Raw genomic sequence first — 21,816 nt, forward strand, 5'->3', positions numbered from 1 at the left:
GGTAAAGACCACACTCTGATTTTCCGTGCCGGTTGCTGGCGCTGCGCTTGGGGTTGCATAAGCAAATGAACCAGCGACTGAAGCACTGCCACCCGAAAGGGTGGCTGAAGCCAGAGTCTGACCGTAGCTGATTGGCGAAGCACTCGGAGTTGCAGTAACCGTTGGGGTGGTCTTATTCACCGTAAAGGCATCGTTACTCGTAGCAGTGCCACCAGCCGTTGTTACCGAAACACTCTGCAGACCGTTCGCTGCACCACTTGGCACAGTAGCGGTGACTGAAGTAGCGCTGTTAACAGTGATTGATGCAACTGAGACCGAGACTGAGCCGAACTTAATATCGGTTGTATTGGTAAACCCGGTACCGGTAAATGTTACTGAATCACCACGAATACCCGAAGTTACACTCAGCGAAGTGATAGTTGGGACTGGGACGATGGTAAAGGTCTTATCCGTATTTGAAGTACCACCAGCGTTTGTAACAACTACCGCCGAAGCCGCGCCGTCGGTCAGTCCGGCAGGAACAGTTACCACGACAGAGGTGCTAGATGCCGAAGTAACTGTAGCCGAAATTCCACCAATGGATACAGTTGGATTCGAGCCTGATTGTGGCTTTAGGCCAGTACCAGTAATCGTGATTGAATCGCCGGCCTTGCCTGATGTCGAACTTAGCGACGAGACGACGGGAGCGGAATAAGGATTGCTGGTGTAAGCAGCGTTACCACTATTACTTGTAGTGTCACCAGATACTAACCAGATGTGTGTAGTACCTGATGCATCAAGCGCAGCATAGCGATTACCAGTGCCAACTTGACCGCCGTCCTTGGACGTCAATCCCGCATTACCAACAATCATGTTTGCCCATGTTGTGTGACTTGCGTTGTATGGGAATGTGTAGGTCACATACTTACCGAAAGCATCAGTTCCGACGGAGGTCGTACTATCTCCACTTGGACCGCTAACAGTAACCGGGCTATTGAAGTCCAAGTATGCCGGAGCGACCCAGTATGAGTATGGGTTGACGGCAGTGTCGTTCAAGTCTGAACGAGTAGCTAAGTACACCTTTGGATAGGTCGAAGTATTTCCATCGTAATGAACAACGACCGTCTGAGTTGTTGGACGATTCGGACTTGGATTAATTGAACCGAACGGATCGCTGTTGCTAACCGTGCTGTCATAATTACGTATCCAGATTTCATCATTTGCACTAGCCAGGGTGCGGTAACGATCGGAAGCCGAACCAGCATCCTTTACGAATGCCCCCTGCTGAGTCCAGACCAAGAAACCAACCTGCTGGATGTTGCTACCTGTGTAGGTAATCTTCGCAACGCCACCGTAAGAGTCGTAGCCAAGGGCATCAACAGATGTTTCAGGTGACTGGGTGCTAAAGGTTCCCGTCACTGAAATACCGCTTGTGGTTCCAGTACCAGTCTGGATCCAAGAGTGGATGTAAGTGTTCAGATTCGTGAAGTCCTGCTTGTTGTAGTGGATAGTCAACGTTGCAGTTGAGTATCCAGCCACTGTGAAACCAGAATTGGTAGCGGTTCCGCCAGCAGTGGTGACTACTACTGACTGTGAACCAAACGCCAAACTTGATGGCACAGTCACAGCCACCGCTGTTGCGGTATTGGAAGTTACTGTCGCACTCGCTCCACCGATTGTGACAGTTGCACTGCCCAGATTGGTTCCATTAATTGTTAAGGTTCCACCGCGCTGAACGCTTGATGCACTTAGTGAAGAGATAGTTGGGGCAGCCAACACTGTGAACGCTGAACTTACAGTTCCGCCCGCAGTTGTTACTACTACATTTCCAGATCCGACAGTGGCGCCCGCTGGAACGGTAGTCGTAATCGAGGTGGCGGTATTTGCAGTTACTGTCGCGGCAGCGCCTCCAATGGTAACCGTTGCATTCGACAAGTAAGTACCGGTGATAGTCAGTGAAGCTGCAGCCAGACCACTCGTAGGACTTACTGAGCTAATAGTTGGCACACCATAAGTAGTGACACTTACATTGGCCGTATTGGTGTTGAAGTTCGAGGTATCCGTTGGAGTGAAAGTAACCGAGTAACTTGCCGTACCAATTGCTGGAACTGTGCTTGGTGAAGTCCAGGTAAATGAACCGGCTACCGAAGCACCCGAACTACTTGCTGAACCGCCAGACAAAATTGATGAAGACAGACTCTGCCCAGTCACCAAACCACCAGCAGTTGGGGCAACAAGTGTTGGCGTTGCCTTGTTTACAGTCACGCTCACCTGAATGGCAGTTACATTGTTGTAGTTACTGGTGTCACTTGGTGTGAAAGTTACGCTCTGATTTGCCGTTCCGGCGCTAGGAGTTGCGCTCGGTGAGGCGTAAGCGAAGCTACCAGCAACAGTTGCCGATCCTCCGCCAAGCGTTGCCGTGCTTAACGCTGCACCATATGTAATTGGCGCAGCAGTAGGAGTCGCAGTGACGCTTGGCGTGGCCTTTGCAACTGCCACGCTGACATTGAATACCACCGTGTCATAGACAGTGTTATCAGATGGCGTGAAGGTCACGCTCTGATTTGCCGTTCCAGCATTTGGCGCTGTTGTTGGTGAAGTGAATGCGAATGAACCGGAAACACTTGCCGAGCCACCTGTAAGTGACGAATCCGCCAAAGTCTGGCCATAAGTTATGCCACCAGCAGTTGGGGTCGCAGTAACAGTTGGAACTGTCTTGTTAACCGTAAATGAGCTACCACTAGAAGTTCCACCAGCTGCAACAACAGTTATGCTTTGCGCTCCATTAGCAGCAGCAGTAGGAACTGTGGCAGTGATCGAGGTAACACTATTTACTGTGTATGAAGTTGCCGAAACTGAACCGAACTTAACCGCAGTTACGCTGTTGTAGAAGTTACCTGTGATTGTTATTGAGTCGCCACGAATTCCACTTACTGCGCTGAGTGAAGTAATTGTTGGTGTGGCTGCCGTAACAGTAAGTCCGGCTCCAGATGATGATCCCGCACCGGTGGTGAGGATGACACTGTTAGCACCAGTTGTCGCGTCGGCAGGAACCCTGACCACCAAACTTGTATCATTTGGCGCTGGGCTTGGATTAGTGGTGATGGTTGCACTCTGCCCACCAATTGTTACACCCGTTACCCCATCAAAGTCGGTACCAGTGATGGTTACCAGATCACCCTGAGCTGCTGTACTTGGGCTCAGATTTGTGATGACTGGCGTTGCAACCGTGACCGTAATACTGATGTTGAAATTAACCGAGTTGTAGTTGGTCGTATCGGTTGGTGTGAAAGTGACTGCAACGCTCTGCGTGCCTTGAGCCGGAGTCGCTGCTGGAGTGGCGTAAGCAAAAGTACCAGCAACAGTGGCTGCGCCACCTGACAAACCTATTTGACTCAAGGTGTTACCAACACGAATCGGACTCTTTGTAGGAGTTGGCGTTGCAGTAACTGTAGGCGTTACTTTAGCGACAGCGACGTTGATTGTGAAATCAACAGTGTTGTAGTTAGTCGTATCAGTCGGAGTGAATCGAACCGTTGCCGAGTATGTACCCGCATTCGGCCTTGCCGCTGGTGTTGCATAGGCGAACGAACCAGCAACCGAAGCTGCCCCACCTGATAGTGTCGCAGAACTTAACGAATCGCCATAAGTGATGCCGGCAGCGCTAGGAGTTGAAGTCACCGAAGGCGTTGCCTTATTCGTTGTAACACTGACACTGAATGTTGTCGTGTTGTAGTTCGCGGTATCCGTCGGTGTGAAAGTGACACTGTAACTTGCAGTTCCAGTTGCCGGAGTTGCTCCAGGCGTAGCAAAAGCAAACGAACCAGCAACAGAAGCTACACCGCCAGTAAGTGATGATGAAGTCAAAGTTTGACCGTATGTGATCGCACTGGCAGCAGGTGTGGTGTTGATAGTTGGAGTTGTTTTTCCAACAACAAGCGATGTTGTCGTACTCGCGCTATTAAAACCAGTTGTGTCAGTTGGCGTGAAGGTGACTGAATAGCTTGCAGTACCTGCAGTTGGCACTGCGCTAGGTGTCGCCCACGCGAAAGTACCGGCAACCGTGACACCGTTGATCGAAGCCGATCCACCCGACAGGGTCGAAGTTGACAGTGCTGCACCGTAGTTAATTCCGGTTGCACTTGGCGCAACGAGAGTTGGCGTGCCCTTAGTGACGGTTACTGAGGTTGATGCAGAACCACCGCTGGTAGTTGCCACGACTGAACCAGCAGCAACTGGCGCATTGGTTGGCACAGTTATCACAGGCGTGGTTGCACTTGCTGAGGTAACTGTCGCTGCAACGCCGCCAACGGTGAACGTAGCACCGGTCAAGTTCGTACCAGTCACGGTGATGCTCTGGCCACGGACCGGAGTTGTCGAGCTAAGTGAAGTAATAGTTGGGGCAGCCGTCAAGGTGAATGAACCAGCAGACGTTACAGATCCACCACCATTAGTGACCACGACGTCCTGAGCGCCAGCACTTAGTCCTGCAGGAACAAGTACCGATATGGATGCAGCACTTGCAGTAGGTGCGGGGGAAACGGTTGCCGAGACGCCACCGATAGTTACGGTTGGCTGTGAAGTGCGCGCTGGGATTGCATTGCTTGGAACTAAGTTGGTGCCAGCGATCGTTAGAGTATCGCCAGCTTTACCAGCTGAGCCGGAGCCAAAAGTTGAGTTGGTTACTGAGGTAACAGTTGGCGCTGAACCATAAGGGTTGAACGAGAAAGCCGCATCTCCTGAGTAACTACTTGAGTCGCCAGTTAATAACCATAGATCTGTAGAGGCAACGTTGGTGCCCGTATTGGTTGAAATCCAGCGATTACCTACTGAACCCGCCGGAGAAGTCTTGCCACCATCTTTATTGGTGTAATTGTTGTCATCAGCGACAATCATGTACAAGCCGCTTAATTGACCTGGGTAATAAGCAGTTAGCGGAACAGTAATCCAGCGCCCGTATGAATCTGAACCTGAAGCGCTCGGGGCAGTGTATCCCGATGGGGAGGTGCCATCTAGTCGGTACCAAGTTCCATTTACGAAGTTGGATGAGTTACCAATCTTGGATTGACCAGCAACGAGGATTGCTTTTGTGGTTGAGGATTGATCCCAGTGAATCTTCATACTGGTCTTTTGGCTACCTGACGCTATAGGGGACATCGGGTCTGAGGTGTAAACCGTTCCATCGCCAAGTTTTAGCCAAACGTCTTGGCTATTTGAAGTTACCGAAATGAAGCGGTCGTAATTTTGATCGACGTTGCCCCAGTTACCTTGATAAGCAATTTTGAAGCCGATGCTGGTGAAGTTCGAGACACTTGTGTAGTTCAACGTTGCGAGAGACCCATAAGTATCAGCACCACTGAATGGGGTAAACGTACCAAAGGCGTTTGGTCCCTGAGTGGCAGTACCACCGGCATTCCATGTGTAAATCTGCCAGTTCTGCATCGTGGCGATTGTGTCAGTGCTATTTGTGTAAAGATGCACACGCACAGTCGTATTTCCGCTCACTGCGTTAGCTGGCGCGGCAGTGATGCCAGTTACAACTAACGCTGCTGCAATAGCAGTCCCTAAAATTCGACGCAATGATTTCTTTGATGATGTCAATACCGACATTTCAATCCCCTTCTAATCTGCCGCACTCGTCAGTGCGGCAGTTAAATGCAGAATATTTACCTGACTCTTGGGTCAGTGTCTTATTCCTTTGTTTAGACAATAAAAGGTAACTACCCCATAGACAAGGGAAAATAACAATTATTTTTAACGATATCGTTATTCGATTTGTGAAAGCGGTTTCATAAAATGCCTGGGAAATACGTGGTTAAATGCAGGCTTTTCCTGGCTAATTACGATTGCGGTTTAAAAGTGGCTGAGCGGGATCCCAAATTTGTCCTGTTTTTGCATCCAGTTTTCGGCGAGCTAAGCCTGACAGCACCTCTAATACCACCCGATTACCCAGCAGTGCAGTGATGTCCGCATGGTCGTACGGCGGTGCGACTTCGACGATATCCATGCCACAAAGAGGCAGCTCGTAGGCAATGCGCCGAACTGCATCCAGAAGCTGGCGAGACGAAAGCCCACCTGGTTCCGGAGTACCGGTGCCAGGTGCTGAGCCGGGATCGACGACATCAATGTCCACACTTAGAAATATCGAATCGCATTCTGTCAACGCCAACTCGCATGCTTCAGACAAACAAGTCTCAAATCCGCGACTAACAATTTCCGACATTTCATAGGAGCGCATGTTCTGCTCAGCCATCCAGTCGAGAACTTCAGGTGGCGGCCAATATCCACGCAAACCAATTTGAATAAATCGATCACCACGAACCGCGCCGCTCTCTATCAACTGACGCATTGGATGGCCATGTCCAATTAGTGAACCAAAAGTGATGTCCCCGGTGTCCGCGTGTGCATCAAAGTGAATCACTCCAACTTTGCCCCAGTTGTTGGTGCCGCGAGCAACTCCAGTTACATCAGGCCAAGTAATTGTGTGGTCACCGCCCAGTACTAAGGGCATCGCACCAGATCGCGAAATCTTCTCGATCACCAGCTCTAGGTCGGCACATGATTTTGCTGCATCACCTGAAAACATTTCAACATCGCCGGCATCTACAACCCGGATGTCCGTTAACCCATCTACCGCCATTGCCAAACTTGGACGCGATCCGTCAAATTCAAGATAGCAAGCTTCCCGCATTGCTTTTGGCCCAAACCGAGCACCAGCTCGATAACTAGTTCCGCCATCAAAAGGTGCGCCAACAATAACTACGTCTGCATCAGCGTATGTAGTTTGATCATCTAAATCAATTGCGTCAACACCAAGAAAAGTAATGTCAGGACCAAACATTGCGCCATAGCGTGTCATGGTTTTAGCGTACTGCTTGGGATCAATCCATAAGACAAAAACGCGAATAGAATTTTAGGGCCCATCAGAGCAGGTAACATCTGTGCGCGCGCGTCCAATCAAGAAGTATTGATCAACATAGTTGTCGATACAGTCCGAGCCTTGGAAGTATGCGGTATGGCCATCGCCAATGTAAGTCAGCAACTCGCTATTAGCCAACTGATCATTTAAAGCTTGCGCCCAAGCATATGGAGTTGCCGGGTCATACTTGGTGCCAAGGACGAGAATTTTCTGCGAGCCTTTTGCTGAAATTGCCTTCGGGCGTCCAGTTCCCTTTACTGGCCAATAAGTGCAGCCGAGATTGCTCCAAGCAAGCGGGGCACCAAATACGGGTGCCTTCTTGGACCAGGCTTGAGCATAAGAAATAGTTTGAGCTAACGAAGTTCGGTCCGGTCGGTCGAGACAAGAGACTGCGTAAATAGCCTCGTTGCCGTTATCTGTGTAATGCCCATCGGTATCGCGGCTGATGTAGCGATCGGCGCTTGCTGCCAAACTTGTGTAGTCGCCTTCAAGTGCAGTCAATAACGCGGAACGTAATTCTGGCCAACCATATTGTTTATCGTAGAGATTTCCTAAGACGCCGGTAAAAGCTAATCCCTCTGTGAATATTCGTCCGCCATCAAGCTTGGCTGGCTTTCGATCAAGAGCTTTGAACATGCCACTAATTTGGGCCAAAGCGGTATCAGAATTTTTACTCAGTGGGCATTCAGCCTCAGCAGCGCAATCCACAACAAATCTGCGAAGTGCCATTTCGAAAGCTACCGCTTGGTCGAGCGCTAATGTTTTCAGCGACAACTTAGGGTCAATCGCCCCGTCTAACATCATGCGACCTACTCGCTTAGGAAATAAGTCGGCATAGGTAGCACCTAGGAAAGTTCCATAACTTTTACCAAACCAATTTAACTTCTCATCACCAAGTGCTTGTCGCAGAATGTCAATATCTTTCGCAGCGCTTACCGTGTCCATGTACTTGAGAATTTTTGGAGACCTTGTCAGGCAGCCCTGTCCCAGTGACTTTGAAAGTTTCTGCATGCGCGCAATTTCTGCCGCGTTATCTGGCGCCGGGTCTAGTGAAAGTAAAGTATCGAGCTGCTTGTCCGACAAACACTTAATCGGGTTGCTTTTGCCCACTCCACGAGGATCAAAGCCAACCACATCGAAGTTGTCACGAAGCAGCGGTGTCATTATGTAGTCAACGGCGAGCGCATAGTCGATTCCTGACCCACCTGGCCCACCGGGATTGACAACGAGTGAACCTCGCGACATGCCCGGTGGAGCTTGATGTCGGACAACCTGCAAGAAGATTGATTCCGATTTTGGATTCAAATAATCAAGTGGAACTTCAAGTCTGGTGCACTCAAAGCCGTCACCACATTTAGTCCACTTCAGTTGCTGAGAATAAAACTTGGACAGCTTTCCGAAATTCTGTAGTTTGACTGAGGGGCTCGTGCTAGGAGTCGGCTCCACTTTGTTATTCGGCTTAGCCAAAAGCGCGGCTGCCAGACCAATAGAAATTAAGGCTATAAGTGAAATCAGGGTAGCCATGCGCTTGGTCATCCGGTTTCTCCCACTTTTGATAGCAATGGTTGAAATAACGCAACTAAGAGTGATTCAAAGACGAGTTGAGCTGAGACGTTGGCCAAAAGTTGATCTCGCGCTTGAGTTATTGAATCAATCTGACTCAAAGTGACCGAAGGTGAGGTCCGAGTTGCTAGTTCGGTAATTGAGTCAAATAGTTCAGCATTGATTAGTTCTACCGCAGAGCCAGTCTGAATCACTAAAACATCTCGGTAGACCGCGGTAAGGTCTAACAGAATCCGATCGTATTGGTCGTTTAATAATCTTCGATGACGAGTCTTGGCTCGCTTTTCTAAATCTTTTAGCGCGGACTTCATTTGTCGATTTGTGGCCGCTAGTCCTTTGCCTTGCGAACCGTCGCCATAGGCCATTCGGATATCCGATTCATCACTTTGATCTAACGGCAGAGCAAGAGCATCTGCATCCGCATTAGCCATTTCTACAATTCGACTGGCTAACTCAAAACACATAGCAACCGAGTGCAACCGAAATGGCACATCCACAACAGCCTTGCGCCGATCTCGAACCTCTTGGCTCGTTGCCAGCGCTCGAGCTCGACCAATGTGACCCTGTGCTACTCGGGCAGCCCAGTTTGCTATTTCTGGCTCAACTCCATATTTGCTTGAAAGTTGATTTACTACGTCCTTGAGCTCTGGGGTAACCAACGAGATGTGTCGACACCGACTGCGAATGGTGTCAAATACGTCTTCAACTGTTGGGGCGCACAAAATCCAAACAGTTGCAACCGGTGGTTCTTCTAAACTCTTGAGCAAAGTTGAGGCGGCATCAACTCTAAATCGATCAACATCTTCGATTACGAAAACATGCCAAGGCGACCGAGTTGGCGAAAGTGCCGAACGTTCAATTAGAGCGACAGCATCGTCGATTGCATAATTGATTCCTTCTGGAATGATGTGCTCGACATCTGAATGGGTTCCCGAAATTACATTGCGGCAATCAGAACATTGACCACAACCTCCAGTTGGACAAACTAAAGACTGAGCAAATGCCATTGCTAGCGTGCTACGTCCACTTCCTGGTGGACCAGTAATTAACCATGCATGTGTCATGCCACTATCTGCACTTGCAGATTTGAGTTCAGCGACTGCGTGATCCTGACCGATCACTGAATTAAAAACGCTCATCGATTTTTCAACTCGGCTAAAACAGCAGTTGCTATCTGCTCCGAGATCGCCTCGATTGGCAAGGTTGCATCAATAACGATGTGAGCGGACTGCGTAATCTGTGCTAACTCACGGAACGCTTGCTGAGTTTGCATATGAAAATCAAGGGACTGGATTTCCATGCGGTCGGTGCCTTTGCGGCGATCCATACTGACCTGTGCTGGTACATCCAAGTAAATAGTGAAATCGGGTAATAGACCTTCTGTTGCCCATTCGCTGAGTTGGCGAATGTAAGTGCCTCCTAGATCGCGACCGTACCCTTGGTAAGCGACCGAAGATTCAAGGTAACGATCACAAATTACGATTGAGCCTGCTAGCAAAGCTGGTCGAATCAAATTAGCTGCATGGTCGGCTCTAGCCGCAGCGAATAACAATGCTTCGGTCTGATCTGGCATATCTGTGATGGCTGGGTCCAACAGCACTTCCCGAATTTTTTCAGCGGTTGGAGTTCCGCCCGGTTCACGGGTAACTACTGCGGAAAAACCCTCGCCCACCAAACGCTTAGCTAGTAAGTCTGCTTGGGTAGATTTACCCGCACCTTCGCCGCCCTCAAATGCAATGAAAAAACCAGAAGTCACGTTCTCACCTTATTAGGTTTAGGCGACCTATTCTGCTGACGATGCAGACTTACCCACACCGGTTTTCTTTGTCGCCACCTTTTTCTTAGGGGACTTTGAGGTGGCTTTTTTGGCTGGCGCTCTTTTGGCCGGCTTAGCACTTGGCCCAGCAGCTCTACGCTCTGCCAATAAATCCGACGCTCGCTCGATAGAGATGTTCTCGACCGAATCACCACCGCGTAGTGATGCATTTGTTTCACCATCAGTGATGTAGATGCCAAAGCGACCTTCGCGTACCACTACCTCCTTGCCAGTTGATGGGTCAGCGCCAATTACTTTTAGTGGTCCAGCTGCTTGGCCACGGCCCCGACGCAGTTTGGGCTGAGCCAGCAGTTCGAGTGCCTGCTCAAGGGTTAAAGTGAAAATTGACTCTTCATCAGAAAGTGTTCGGGAATCTTTACCTTTTAATAAATATGGTCCGTACCGCCCATTTTGTGTGGTAATCATTTCGCCATCAGCTGGGTCGGTACCAACTTCGCGTGGGAGTGTGAACATGCGTAAGGCATCATCAAGAGTTACCTCAGCAACGGACATTGTTGAGAACAGCGAAGCAGTGCGTGGTTTAGCAGACTTCGGAGACCCTTCAGGAAGAACTTCAGTGAAGTAAGGTCCATAGCGACCAGTCTTGGCCATGATGACGCGACCCGTATCTGGATCGACGCCAAGTTCGCGTTCGCCAGATGGCGCATTGAATAACTCTTCCGCCTTTTCTGCGGTGAGTTCGTCTGGTGCTAAGTCTGTTGGAATGTTTGCTCGAGTATCTTCGCCACGCTGGAGATACGGTCCATATCGGCCAACCCGAATGATTGCATCACTTCCTTCGATTGGAATTGAGGCCATTTCCCGCGCATCAATATCCCCATAAACAGAAACGAGTGGTGCAAGTCCTGGAAAATTCCCACCAGCATCCGCATCGCCAAAGTAAAACCGCTTTAATGCGGAGAGTCGTTCATCTTCGCCCCGAGCAACTTGATCTAGGACTTCCTCAAGAGATGCGGTGAAGTCATAGTCAACCAGTGAGCCGAAATTTTCTTCCATAAGACGAACAACAGTGAAGGCCAAGAAGTGCGGTACCAGTGCGCTTCCACGCTTCCAAACATAACCCTGATCAATAATGCGACTGATAATGGCTGCGTAAGTAGATGGTCGACCAATACCAAGTCGTTCTAACTCCTGAACCAGAGTCGCCTCAGTAAAACGAGCTGGTGGATTTGTGCTGTGACCATCTGCCTCCAAGCTCACTACATTCACTGAATCGCCAACGGCAAGAACAGGCAATCTGCGGCTTTGTTCTTTATTTTCTTGATCGTCATCAACATCGTCATACGCGGCTAAATGGCCACGGAAGGTAATAACGGTTCCACTTGCCGAAAATTCGGCAGTTCTTCCATCCCTGGCTTGTCCCGCTAGGCGAATTGTTGCTGTTGTTCCGCGGGCATCAGCCATCTGGCTAGCCACTGTGCGTTTCCAGATCAGATCGTAAAGTGCGAACTCGTCACCAGCTAGCTCGCTAGCTACTTCCGCTGGGGTGCGGAAAACATCGCCGGCCGGCCGAATCGCCTCGTGCGCTTCTTGTGCATTTTTTACTTTTCGGTCGTAGCGTCTTGGCGTATCTGGAATGTGGTCTGCACCATATAGTTGTGCCGCCTGGGTCCGTGCAGCATTAATCGCCGTATCAGACAAAGTGGTGCTGTCAGTACGCATATATGTGATGTAGCCACGTTCGTATAGGGCTTGGGCAACGCGCATAGTCCGCTGCGCTCCCCACTTCAATCGACCTGAAGCGGCTTGTTGCAGTGTCGATGTCATGAACGGTGCCTTCGGACGATTTGTGTAAGCCTTCTCGTCTACTTTGTTTACTGAGAACGCAGTTTTATCTAGGGCTTCACATAATGTGCGAGCCTGTTGCTCATCTAAGTGGATTACATTCTCTTTAGCAGTTAGCTGAGCGCGGGAATCAAAATCTTTTCCGGTTGCAACTCGAGCGCCATCGAGTGCAACTAGGTTTGCAGTGAAGGTGCCTGGATCAAAGACACCCTCGATGTCCCAATAGGAAGCACTTTTGAAAGCAATGCGCTCCCGCTCTCGTTCAACAACTAAGCGAGTTGCCACTGATTGAACTCGACCAGCGGACAAGCCAGCTTGAACTTTACGCCAAAGCACCGGCGAAACTTCAAATCCATAAAGTCGATCAATAAGTCGACGTGTTTCCTGGGCGTCAACCAACTGCATATCTATGTCGCGGGTATTTTCGGCAGCCGCTGCGATTGCCTCGGGTGTTATTTCGTGAAACACCATGCGCTTAACTGGAACTTTTGGACGCAGAATTTCTAGCAGGTGCCAAGCTATGGCCTCACCTTCACGGTCCTCGTCAGTTGCTAACAGAAGTTCGTCGGCATCTTTAAGTTTCTTTTTGAGTTCTGCGACTTTATCTTTCTTCTTTGCACTAACTACGTAATAGGCAGTGAAATCATCGGAGACATCAATTGCCATTCGGCCCCATGGCTTCTTCTTAATCTCAGCTGGAACATCTACTGCGCGTTCAGGAAGATCGCGAACATGTCCGACGCTGGCCTGGACGTCGTAACCAGGGCCTAAGTACTTTTGGATTGTCTTGGCTTTAGCGGGCGATTCGACAATAACCAAGCGGTTTAAGGTGGACAAACTGTTCCTCTCATAATCCGACACTCAGGTTGAGGGTGTCAGAAAAAGGTGCTCTCGTGCAGTGTGCCGTATCTCCCTTAGGGGTTGTCAAATGCTGGGCGTGTTGAGCAACCCTGAATCTGCTTGGTAAACCCTTGCAATTATTGGGCGGATTGCTTGGGAAAAAAATTTCAGTTTCCTGAAAGCGGCTTGACGGTTAGCAAACTCAGTTGTTATTCACCAGCAGCGGTAAATGCCTCTTCGCCAACGGCAATTGGTCGGCGCTTTGAGATGATAACTGAAGCCACAACAATCACAATCGCTCCGACGGCTAGGCCAGTACGGATTCCTGTCTCGCCGTTAAGGTCAAGGGAAACAACGGCAGGCGCAATTAGCAGGGCCACCAAGTTCATTACCTTGATGAGTGGGTTGATTGCCGGACCTGCGGTGTCCTTGAACGGATCGCCAACAGTGTCGCCAACAACGGTTGCGGTATGGGCCTCTGAACCCTTGCCACCAAAGTGGCCATCTTCAACAAACTTCTTTGCGTTATCCCATGCACCACCAGAGTTGGACAAGAACACGGCCATTAATGTTCCAGTTGCAATAGTGCCTGCCAGGAATGATCCGAGTGCGCCAATCCCTAAGCCAAACCCGACTGCAATCGGTGTTAGCACCGCGAGTAATCCTGGGGTTGCCAGTTCGCGAAGAGAATCGCGAGTCACAATATCAACGACTTTTCCATACTCTGGCAATTCAGTGCCTTCCATAATTCCTGGATGCTCCCGGAACTGGCGGCGAACTTCAAAGATTACTGCGCCGGCAGCGCGCGACACCGCATTGATTGCCAATCCACTGAATAGGAAAACCACTGAAGCGCCAATAAGCAGTCCAAAAAGGTTGCGCGGGTTTGAAACGTCAAGGTTGCCGGCGAACTCTGATGCCTTGTCTGTCACCTTGCCCGCAGCAGTCACGACAGCGTCACGGAACGAGCCGAAGAGTGCAGTTGCGGCTAGTACCGCAGTGGCAATCGCAATACCCTTGGTGATTGCCTTGGTGGTGTTGCCTACTGCGTCAAGGTTGGAAAGTACCTGTGCACCTTCACCATGAACATCCTTTGACATTTCAGCAATACCCTGTGCATTGTCAGAAACTGGACCAAAAGTATCCATTGAAACAATAACACCAACGGTAGTTAGCAAACCAGTACCAGCAAGTGCGATAGCGAACAAGCTAAGCAAAATACAACCGTGACCTAACAGGAAGGCACCATAGAGTGCCGAGCCAATTAGCAGCGCCGAATAAACAGCAGACTCTAGTCCAACGGAAACGCCGGCAAGGATTACGGTTGCCGATCCAGTTAAAGAAGACTTCGCAACGTCATCGACCGGGCGGCGATTTGTTTCGGTGAAATAGCCCGTAAGTTGCTGAATAGCTGCCGCTAAAACAATTCCGATCAGAACTGCGGAAATAACTAGAACTCGTGGGTTCAAATCTGGTACTGACTGACCACCAATCGTCAGATCTGGAACGATTGCACTCAGTTTTGCTGGCAAGTAGTAGTAAGCCGCACCGGTTACTAGCAATGCAGAAATAATTGCAGAGATAAAGAAGCCACGATTGATTGCACTCATTCCCGAACGGTCATTTTCGCGAGGAGAAACCGCAAAAATTCCAATTACAGCGGTGATAACTCCAATGGCCGGAACCACCAATGGGAACACTAAACCAAGTGAGCCGAAAACTTCTTTGCCCAGAATTAGCGCAGCAACCAAAGTAACTGCATAAGACTCAAATAAGTCGGCGGCCATTCCTGCGCAGTCACCAACATTATCGCCAACATTGTCTGCAATAGTTGCTGCGTTACGAGGATCGTCTTCAGGAATGCCTTGCTCTACTTTGCCAACAAGGTCTGCGCCGACATCGGCAGCCTTTGTAAAAATTCCACCACCGACTCGCATAAACATGGCAAGTAGGGCGGCACCAAATCCGAAACCTTCAAGCACCCGAAGAGCGTCTTCGCGGTAAATCAGAACAACACTTGAGGCACCGAGTAAACCAAGGCCGACAGTGAACATACCCGCTACGCCGCCTGTGCGAAAAGCAATTTTCATGGCAGCCTGTTCGCCACTGTCTTTTGCGGCGGCGGCAACGCGAACATTTCCGCGGACAGCTAGCCACATGCCCATGTAACCAGTAATGGCAGAAAATAATGCGCCTACGAGGAAGAACACTGAGCGACCGATGCGCTCATTTTGGGTATCTGCTGGCAAGGCAAAGAGCACAAAGAAAACTAGCACCGCGAAAACACTTAGGGTTTTGAATTGACGGTTCAGGTAAGCAGCTGCGCCTTCCTGTACTGCACCTGCAATCTTTTTCATGTTCTCGGTACCTTCACTTGCTGAAAGAACCTGTCGAACTAAGACTGCAGCCACAACCAAGGCAGCAACAGAGATTGCAGCAACGATGGAAATGGTGGTGATGTTTGCGGATGACAAAGTCAAACTTGGCATGATTCTCCTCATTGAGTACTCGCAAGAGTTTATGAGATTTAAGGTGAACTGTGAAACCAAGTCGCCAAAAAAGGTTGATTTTAGGCGAAATTTACTTTGCGCCTAGTGACCTGAAGAGCCTGCGGGCCTTTTCCTGGTCCCAAATCACCACAGACTGTCCGTCTCTATACCCATTTGAATCCGCTATCGGCACCGTCATAGTCCGCCCTGCACCTTTCGAAATCGCGCGCATCGCGATGCCGAATTTTGCTAGGTCAATGAGATTGTCCTGATCACCTACCGTGACTACGCCTTCTACTGCTTTACCTAGACCGCGAACCGCGAATGGGTTTAGTAATAGTGAGGGTGCCATTGCCTTGTGCAAGACCGCAGAAACAAACTCTTGTTGGCGTTGCACTCGACCGATGTCACCAAGTGGGTCGGCGTGGCGCATGCGGACATAAGCGAGTGCGGTTCGGCCATTCGCAATTTGGCAGCCCTTCTTGATATGGAGTCCAGAATCACGATCGTCATAATTTTGCTTCGGACAAAGTCGTACCCCACCTACCGCTACGGCCAAATTGCGCACTCCTAGTAATCCAATCGACATGTAGTGATCGATGTGCAGGCCAGTGTTGCGTTCAATAGTTCGAATGAGCAACTGCGGACCACCGATAGAAAACGAGGCATTGATCTTATTCATGTAGTCGTCACGAATTGTGCCGTCGTCGGATTTATGCCGAGGCAAAATAATCCATGAATCCCGGGGCAAGCTAATTAAGGTGGGTTTCCCGCCCTTATCGATGTGCACGATCATGATTGTGTCTGAGCGGGCTGGGCCGAAATCGCCACCCGTGTGTAGAGCTAACTGCTGAGCTCGGGACAGTCCATCGCGGCTATCGGAGCCAACCAAAAGCCAGTTAGTACCATCGGTGTCTGCAATTTGATGTGGTGGAAACGCATTTACTTTTTCCATACTGCCTGATAAGTCGACTCCAACCCAGATAAAGAGAAGTAGATAGGTTGCAAAAAAGAATTTCAGAGGTCGAGATATTTTCTTGGGAAGGATCCGGCGCTTTTCCTTTTTCGGCCCAGGAGTCTTAACTGGCTGAGGTTGTGCTGCTGGATTTTCAGTACGGGTTTGATTTGAGGTGGCCACGACAGGAATCAGATTCCCGTCGCGGTCGCGCTGATAAACCGTTGATTCCACTAAATAATAATTACGGATAAAACCCGAATTATCCCTTACATACACACTGAATTAGATTTTCGTTTTTCCAAGAATTGCTGTTTACGCGTAATCTTGAACTTCAATGAGTACATATGCATACTTGGGACCGCGTGGCACATTTACCGAGGCCGCACTGCTCGCAATGCCCGAGAGTCAGGGCGCACAACTTCTTCCAGTTGCTTCAGTCGCACAAGCTTTGGATTTAGTGCGAAATGGTGAAGTAACCGGTGCGCTCGTACCTATTGAAAATTCGGTTGAAGGTTCAGTGCCAACCACTCTTGATGAACTTTCACATGGCAGCATGCTGCAAATTGTTGATGAGATAGCGATCCCAGTTGAATTTGCCCTGTTGGTTCGACCTGGGACAAAGTTGAGTGAAATCAAACGAGTTGCTACGCACCCGCATGCACATGCGCAGTGCGCCGGTTGGATTGCGCAGAACTTACCTGATGTACATGTACTTCCTGCGATGTCAACTGCTGCGGCGGCGGCTGAGTTAACTCCTGAAGCAAACTACCAAGCGGCCATTGCCTCAACAGCAGCAGCGGCACACTACGGCTTAGAGATTTTGCAAGATGGAATAGCTGATCAGTCTGCAGCGTGGACACGTTTCATTCTGGTCCGCAAACCTGGGCATGCCTTTCCGCCAAGTGGAAATGACAAAACCACATTGTCGCTATTCATGCATGAAGATCATCCAGGCGCGCTTCTGGAAATCTTGACTGAATTTTCAGTTCGTGGAGTCAACTTAACCCGAATAGAGTCTCGGCCAACTCGGAAGCAATTGGGTGACTATTTCTTCTCGATAGATTGCGAAGGACACATAGATGAAGAGCACGTTGGCGAAGCGTTAAAAGGCTTGCACCGCATTTGTGCTGATGTTAAATTCCTTGGCTCGTATCCACGACACGAAGCGCACATAACTGAAAGTGATTCAGTAGCAGTTGAAAAGCAATTCCTAAATTCTGATGAATGGTTGGATCAAGTTAGAAACCGAGCGAGCGACTAGTCGTTCAACAGTTGGCCGATGAAATGTGCCACTGCATCATCGTCATTTGATGGAAGCAATAGGTCAGCTACCGCTTTTACCTCTTCATGGGCATTTGCCACTGCAGCTCCTTTGCCAGCCCATGAAATCATCGGGATGTCATTTGGCATATCGCCAACGGCTGCAACCAAATTTTGTGAGACGCCCAAGTTGGTCGCGAAACGCTCCAGTGCCGAACCTTTATTTATCCCGATTGGACTCATTTCCAGTAGTACATCGTGAATGTTTGAATGTGTGAAATCAACAAGGTGGCCAGCAATTTCTTCGGCTGCTGAGACAAATTGATCAGCATCTAAGGAAGCATTTTTGCTCGGTCTGGCTAACAACTTAACGACCCGACCTGAACTAAACATCTCTTCGACTGGCATCCTTGGGACCGGCCGTGGTGTTTCCCAGCGCGGCTGGTAAGTGTGGTCGATTAGAAAGGAATCGGACTGGGTTGCCACTTCCACAGCAAATGAGACTCCAGCATCCAGACTCTGTAGACCCTGAACAACTTCTAAAGCAAGCTCCCGATCCAAAAAATCGGCATGTATTGTTTCGCCGGTTGCTACATCCAAAACCAGCGCGCCGTTCGCGCATATCGCAGCGCTATGGATTCCGGTAGCGTGACCTATTTGCTCCATCCATCTAGGTGGTCGCCCAGTAACAAAAACGACATGCAAGCCAGCGTTTTTTGCCGCATTTAATGCAGAAATGTTTGCCTGTGAGATTTCCCCCGAGGAATTGAGTAGGGTGCCGTCCAAATCGGTAGCAAAGAGTTGCATCATAGATCCCCTACATTTCCGACTTACTACCGCTTGCCTGGAAATTACTTCAAGTTAAAGTGCGTTTGACCAGCAAGGTAGGGCTGAAGTGCGGCTGGAATTCGAACAGAGCCATCAGGGCTCTGATGATTCTCTAAAATCGCCACAATAGTTCTGGCCACGGCGCATAAAGTTCCGTTCAGCGTCGCAATAGGCACAATGCCATCGGCATCTCGGCCCCGAATGCGCAACCGACGGGTTTGGAAAGTTGTGCAGTTCGATGTTGAGGTTATTTCTCGATAACGCTCTTGTGACGGTACCCAAAATTCGCAGTCAAACTTGCGAGCAGCGCTCGAACCTAAGTCGCCGGCAGCAATGTCAATTACTCGATATGGAATTTCGAGAGCCTGCAAAAACTCTTCTTCGTAACTAAGTAACCGTTCGTGTTCACTGGCTGCTTGCTCAACAGGGCAGAAGGAAAACATTTCCACTTTGTCGAACCAATGAACTCGGAAAATCCCGCGAGTGTCTTTGCCGTGACTGCCCGCTTCACGGCGATAGCAAGGAGAAAATCCGGCATAACGAAGCGGTAGATTCTCAAGATTAAGAATCTCGTCCATGTGATAGGCAGCAAGTGGAACTTCGGAAGTGCCAACTAAGTACATATCGTCATTTGGAAGATGGTAAACATCCTCGGCAGCTTGACCTAAAAAGCCAGTACCTTCCATAGCTGCTGGTTTAACAAGTGCTGGCGGAATCATCGCGGTGAACCCATGCTCAACCGCCTTATGCATAGCGAACTGAACAAGGGCCAGTTCAAGCAACGCACCAGGACCAGTTAAGTAGTAGAAGCGACTGCCACTGACTTTGGCACCGCGCTCAATATCGATTGCGCCAATCAGCTCGCCAATTTCCACATGATCACGCGCTACGAATCCCTCAGCCGAAAAATCTCGTGGTGGCCCGACTCGGCGAATTTCAATGAAGTCATCTTCACCGCCCGTAGGCGTATTCGGATCAATGAGATTTGAGAGCGAAAGCAGTAGTTGATCTAACGAAGCATCAGCATCGCGCACCTTTGCCTCGGCAACCTTGACCTGGTCAGCTAAGTCTTTAGTCTGTGCAAGCAAGTTTGTCTTTTCATCGCCACTGGCTTTGGCGACCCGAGCGCCGATACTCTTTTGGGTTGCGCGAAGATTTTCAAACTCGGTGACTGCGGCTCGGCGAATTACATCTGCTGCCAAAACATCATCAACGAGTGCTGCAGACTCTCCGCGAGCAATCTGGGAAGCCTTCATGGCATCGGGGTCTTGACGCAGCGCAACCAAGTCAATCATGGCTTAAGTCTAGGCTTTCGTTATTTAAAGTAAGTAATTGGTTGCCGGTAAATTCACTTATCCCCCAGCTTTTTTTGGATTTTTGACTACGGGTGTTAATTATTACCAATTAAGATTTCAAGTCCAAGCATTAGTAAGGACACCCTCTATTGAATATGAACTGGCTGACTTTGTCTGCACAAGCTAGCGCCGCGGGCGAAAAAGGTATGGGAAGTTACGCTATCTCTGCAATTTCTAAAGGTGAAACTGTAGTTGGCTTTGGTGGCTACGTCACTACACGCGAGACGTTGGATACCCTCCCAGAAGACCAGCAGCACAGATCCATTCAGGTAGCCGAAAATTTGTATTTGAGTCCAGGTATCGAGCGCGAGCCAGGCGATATGATCAATCATTCATGTGAGCCAAACCTTGGCCTTTTAGGATCTATGGTTCTGGTAGCCATGCGCGACATCTCCGTCGGCGAAGAGTTGACTTTCGATTACGCGACATGCGACGACAGCGACTACGACGAATTTGATTGCTTATGTGGAACCGATAGCTGTCGAGGCAGAATTACTGGCCAGGATTGGAAACTGCCTGAGTTGCAAGTTAAATATGCTGGGTGGTTCAGCCCGTTCATTGCGTTAAAGATTGCCAAATTGGCTTAGCCCACCCCTGCAATTTCTAAGATTGGCCGTTCTGCCGTAATCTTGCTCAGGTGGGATTTTTACAAATCGCACAGGGCGAGATGGCAGAGCGGCCGAATGCGGGCGCCTTGAAAGCGTCTGAGGTGAAAGCCTCCGGGGGTTCAAATCCCTCTCTCGCCGCGAAACAAGAAATCGCTTTTGCGATTGCTTGGTTCGCTTCGAAAGCGAGGCGGGATTTGGGAGGAACTCGTGCGAATAGCACGAGTGACGGGTCCCTCTCTCGCCGCTAGAAGTAAAACGTGAGTTCTTCTAAAATTGAAGTTCCACAAGGAGACGTCGCATAGTCCGGTCGAGTGCGCCTCACTGCTAATGAGGTAAGGGGCAACCCTTCGGAGGTTCAAATCCTCTCGTCTCCGCGCTTAAGGGACCCCGCCCGTTTTGGGCGGGGTTTTCTTATGCGCGAATTTGTAGATGTGGGGATTTGGGAGGAGGTGCGCAGCACCGACGGCTCCTCTCGTCTCCGCAGACAAAAAGCCTCACCCTTTTGGGTGGGGCTTTTGTCTGTTCGGAATCTGACTTAGGAGGATTTGGGAGCCGAATGCGTGATCGTAAGCGATCACTTGCATTCGGAACTTGTGGCACTTTAGACCGCATTCGCGAATAGCATGACTGACGAACGATTCGTACTCTGGCATCCATTTTCCGATGCGGCTGCGGCCTATCCCGCAAACAATCCCGCATCGGCTCTCGTCTCCGCAGCCGATTGCGCAATCGTTGGCGATTGCCTGCAATCGGAATGTTGACCAGTAACTGCCTCTTTGCCTCACCCTTTTGGGTGGGGTCTCCTTTCCCCTAGCGCTTCAGTTCAAGAACAAAAACACCAACGGCAATTGCGAAAATCACAAGCGCCGGTCCGAATTCAGCAATCGAGTGCTTTTTGCGCAAATGACTAAGAACTGCGCCAAGGAAGTAGAGCGACAAACAGGCAGCAGACAAAATGCCAAGCGAGTTATTCCAGATTCCAGCTACCAATCCGAGTCCGCCAGCGATCTCGAGTACAGCCAAAAGTGGGATTCGATTTAATGGAACACCGACACTTTCCATACTTTGCATAACATTGGGCACCTTCGCTAATTTCGCGAAACCAGAGCCAATTGCTGCAAAGGCTAAGAGTCCGGCTAGCACGGGAAGTAGTACGGTCATTAATTTCTCGCTTTCAAAAATGGTGAATTACCTACGAATTACTTGAACAGGCAGGAGTCGAAGGTTATTCCCTAAGCCAGGGAATACAAGGTTGGCGCATTTTGGTTGTATTCAGTGCAATAGTAGGTATTACCTAATAGTTTCGAAACTCTCGGAATCCAATCTAAGGACTTAAATACTTAATGACTAAAGAACATCAACCTGACCTGCCCGCTGGAGCTCCAACTGGACCGT

13 protein-coding genes and 2 tRNA genes are annotated in these 21,816 nt (G+C 49.7%); 4 read left to right on the forward strand and 11 right to left on the reverse strand.

Features of this window, described 5'->3' with window-relative positions:
* The 8 genes from EBS36_06275 to EBS36_06310 form a co-directional block, all read right to left on the reverse strand.
* Window positions 1-5,589: hypothetical protein (locus tag EBS36_06275; protein ID NBU32758.1), on the reverse strand; the 5,589-nt coding region annotated here is incomplete at its 3' end.
* Window positions 5,590-5,815: 226 nt separating this feature from the next.
* Entirely contained in the window at window positions 5,816-6,838 is a 1,023-nt protein-coding gene (speB, locus tag EBS36_06280) for an agmatinase (protein ID NBU32759.1), read from the reverse strand.
* Window positions 6,839-6,892: 54 nt separating this feature from the next.
* Window positions 6,893-8,434, reverse strand: coding sequence for an alpha/beta hydrolase (locus EBS36_06285; protein NBU32760.1), 1,542 nt, complete (start codon window positions 8,432-8,434; stop codon window positions 6,893-6,895).
* Window positions 8,431-9,600, reverse strand: coding sequence for a DNA polymerase III subunit delta' (locus EBS36_06290; GenBank protein NBU32761.1), 1,170 nt, complete (start codon window positions 9,598-9,600; stop codon window positions 8,431-8,433). Before EBS36_06290 ends, EBS36_06285 begins: the two co-directional genes overlap by 4 nt.
* Window positions 9,597-10,217 carry a dTMP kinase gene (locus EBS36_06295; protein ID NBU32762.1) on the reverse strand — a complete coding sequence of 207 codons (621 nt, stop codon included), beginning with the start codon at window positions 10,215-10,217 and terminating at the stop codon, window positions 9,597-9,599. Before EBS36_06295 ends, EBS36_06290 begins: the two co-directional genes overlap by 4 nt.
* Window positions 10,218-10,244: 27 nt before the next feature.
* On the reverse strand, window positions 10,245-12,920 hold the full coding sequence (topA, locus tag EBS36_06300) for a type I DNA topoisomerase (protein ID NBU32763.1): 2,676 nt from the start codon (window positions 12,918-12,920) through the stop codon (window positions 10,245-10,247).
* A 212-nt stretch (window positions 12,921-13,132) separates the two neighbouring features.
* A complete protein-coding gene (locus EBS36_06305; GenBank protein NBU32764.1) occupies window positions 13,133-15,424 on the reverse strand; it encodes a sodium-translocating pyrophosphatase in 2,292 nt (763 codons plus the stop codon).
* A 79-nt stretch (window positions 15,425-15,503) separates the two neighbouring features.
* Complete coding sequence (locus EBS36_06310) at window positions 15,504-16,601, reverse strand: LytR family transcriptional regulator (protein ID NBU32765.1); 1,098 nt, start codon at window positions 16,599-16,601, stop codon at window positions 15,504-15,506.
* 103 nt (window positions 16,602-16,704) lie between these two features.
* On the opposite strand from EBS36_06310, the gene pheA reads away from it, so the two are divergent.
* Window positions 16,705-17,631, forward strand: coding sequence for a prephenate dehydratase (gene pheA, locus EBS36_06315; GenBank protein NBU32766.1), 927 nt, complete (start codon window positions 16,705-16,707; stop codon window positions 17,629-17,631).
* Here the strand turns inward: pheA and EBS36_06320 are convergent.
* Together EBS36_06320 and EBS36_06325 are read right to left on the reverse strand one after the other, a co-directional pair.
* Window positions 17,628-18,440 carry an HAD family hydrolase gene (locus EBS36_06320; GenBank protein ID NBU32767.1) on the reverse strand — a complete coding sequence of 271 codons (813 nt, stop codon included), beginning with the start codon at window positions 18,438-18,440 and terminating at the stop codon, window positions 17,628-17,630. The two genes, pheA and EBS36_06320, sit on opposite strands and share 4 nt — an antisense overlap.
* Window positions 18,441-18,481: 41 nt before the next feature.
* Window positions 18,482-19,753, reverse strand: coding sequence for a serine--tRNA ligase (locus EBS36_06325; protein ID NBU32768.1), 1,272 nt, complete (start codon window positions 19,751-19,753; stop codon window positions 18,482-18,484).
* Between the two features lie 155 nt (window positions 19,754-19,908).
* On the opposite strand from EBS36_06325, the gene EBS36_06330 reads away from it, so the two are divergent.
* From EBS36_06330 to EBS36_06340, 3 genes are all read left to right on the forward strand, one after another.
* Window positions 19,909-20,400: an SET domain-containing protein-lysine N-methyltransferase gene (locus EBS36_06330; protein NBU32769.1), complete on the forward strand. Its 492-nt coding sequence runs from the start codon at window positions 19,909-19,911 to the stop codon at window positions 20,398-20,400.
* 74 nt (window positions 20,401-20,474) lie between these two features.
* A tRNA-Ser gene (locus tag EBS36_06335) sits at window positions 20,475-20,562 on the forward strand.
* Window positions 20,563-20,708: 146 nt separating this feature from the next.
* Window positions 20,709-20,795 (forward strand) — tRNA-Ser (locus tag EBS36_06340).
* Window positions 20,796-21,231: 436 nt separating this feature from the next.
* Here the strand turns inward: EBS36_06340 and EBS36_06345 are convergent.
* Window positions 21,232-21,582: a DoxX family protein gene (locus tag EBS36_06345; protein ID NBU32770.1), complete on the reverse strand. Its 351-nt coding sequence runs from the start codon at window positions 21,580-21,582 to the stop codon at window positions 21,232-21,234.
* Window positions 21,583-21,816: the final 234 nt, after the last annotated feature.

This window comes from Actinomycetota bacterium (genome assembly GCA_009923495.1).
Taxonomy (GTDB): Bacteria; Actinomycetota; Actinomycetes; order S36-B12; family UBA5976; genus UBA5976.

Coding starts and splice junctions, on each gene's coding strand:
- speB (NBU32759.1), bottom strand. CDS start 6,838: ATGACACGCTATGGCGCAATGTTTGGTCCTGACATTACTTTTCTTGGT.
- EBS36_06285 (NBU32760.1), bottom strand. CDS start 8,434: ATGACCAAGCGCATGGCTACCCTGATTTCACTTATAGCCTTAATTTCT.
- EBS36_06290 (NBU32761.1), bottom strand. CDS start 9,600: ATGAGCGTTTTTAATTCAGTGATCGGTCAGGATCACGCAGTCGCTGAA.
- EBS36_06305 (NBU32764.1), bottom strand. CDS start 15,424: ATGAGGAGAATCATGCCAAGTTTGACTTTGTCATCCGCAAACATCACC.
- pheA (NBU32766.1), top strand. CDS start 16,705: ATGAGTACATATGCATACTTGGGACCGCGTGGCACATTTACCGAGGCC.
- EBS36_06320 (NBU32767.1), bottom strand. CDS start 18,440: ATGATGCAACTCTTTGCTACCGATTTGGACGGCACCCTACTCAATTCC.
- EBS36_06325 (NBU32768.1), bottom strand. CDS start 19,753: ATGATTGACTTGGTTGCGCTGCGTCAAGACCCCGATGCCATGAAGGCT.
- EBS36_06330 (NBU32769.1), top strand. CDS start 19,909: ATGAACTGGCTGACTTTGTCTGCACAAGCTAGCGCCGCGGGCGAAAAA.
- EBS36_06345 (NBU32770.1), bottom strand. CDS start 21,582: ATGACCGTACTACTTCCCGTGCTAGCCGGACTCTTAGCCTTTGCAGCA.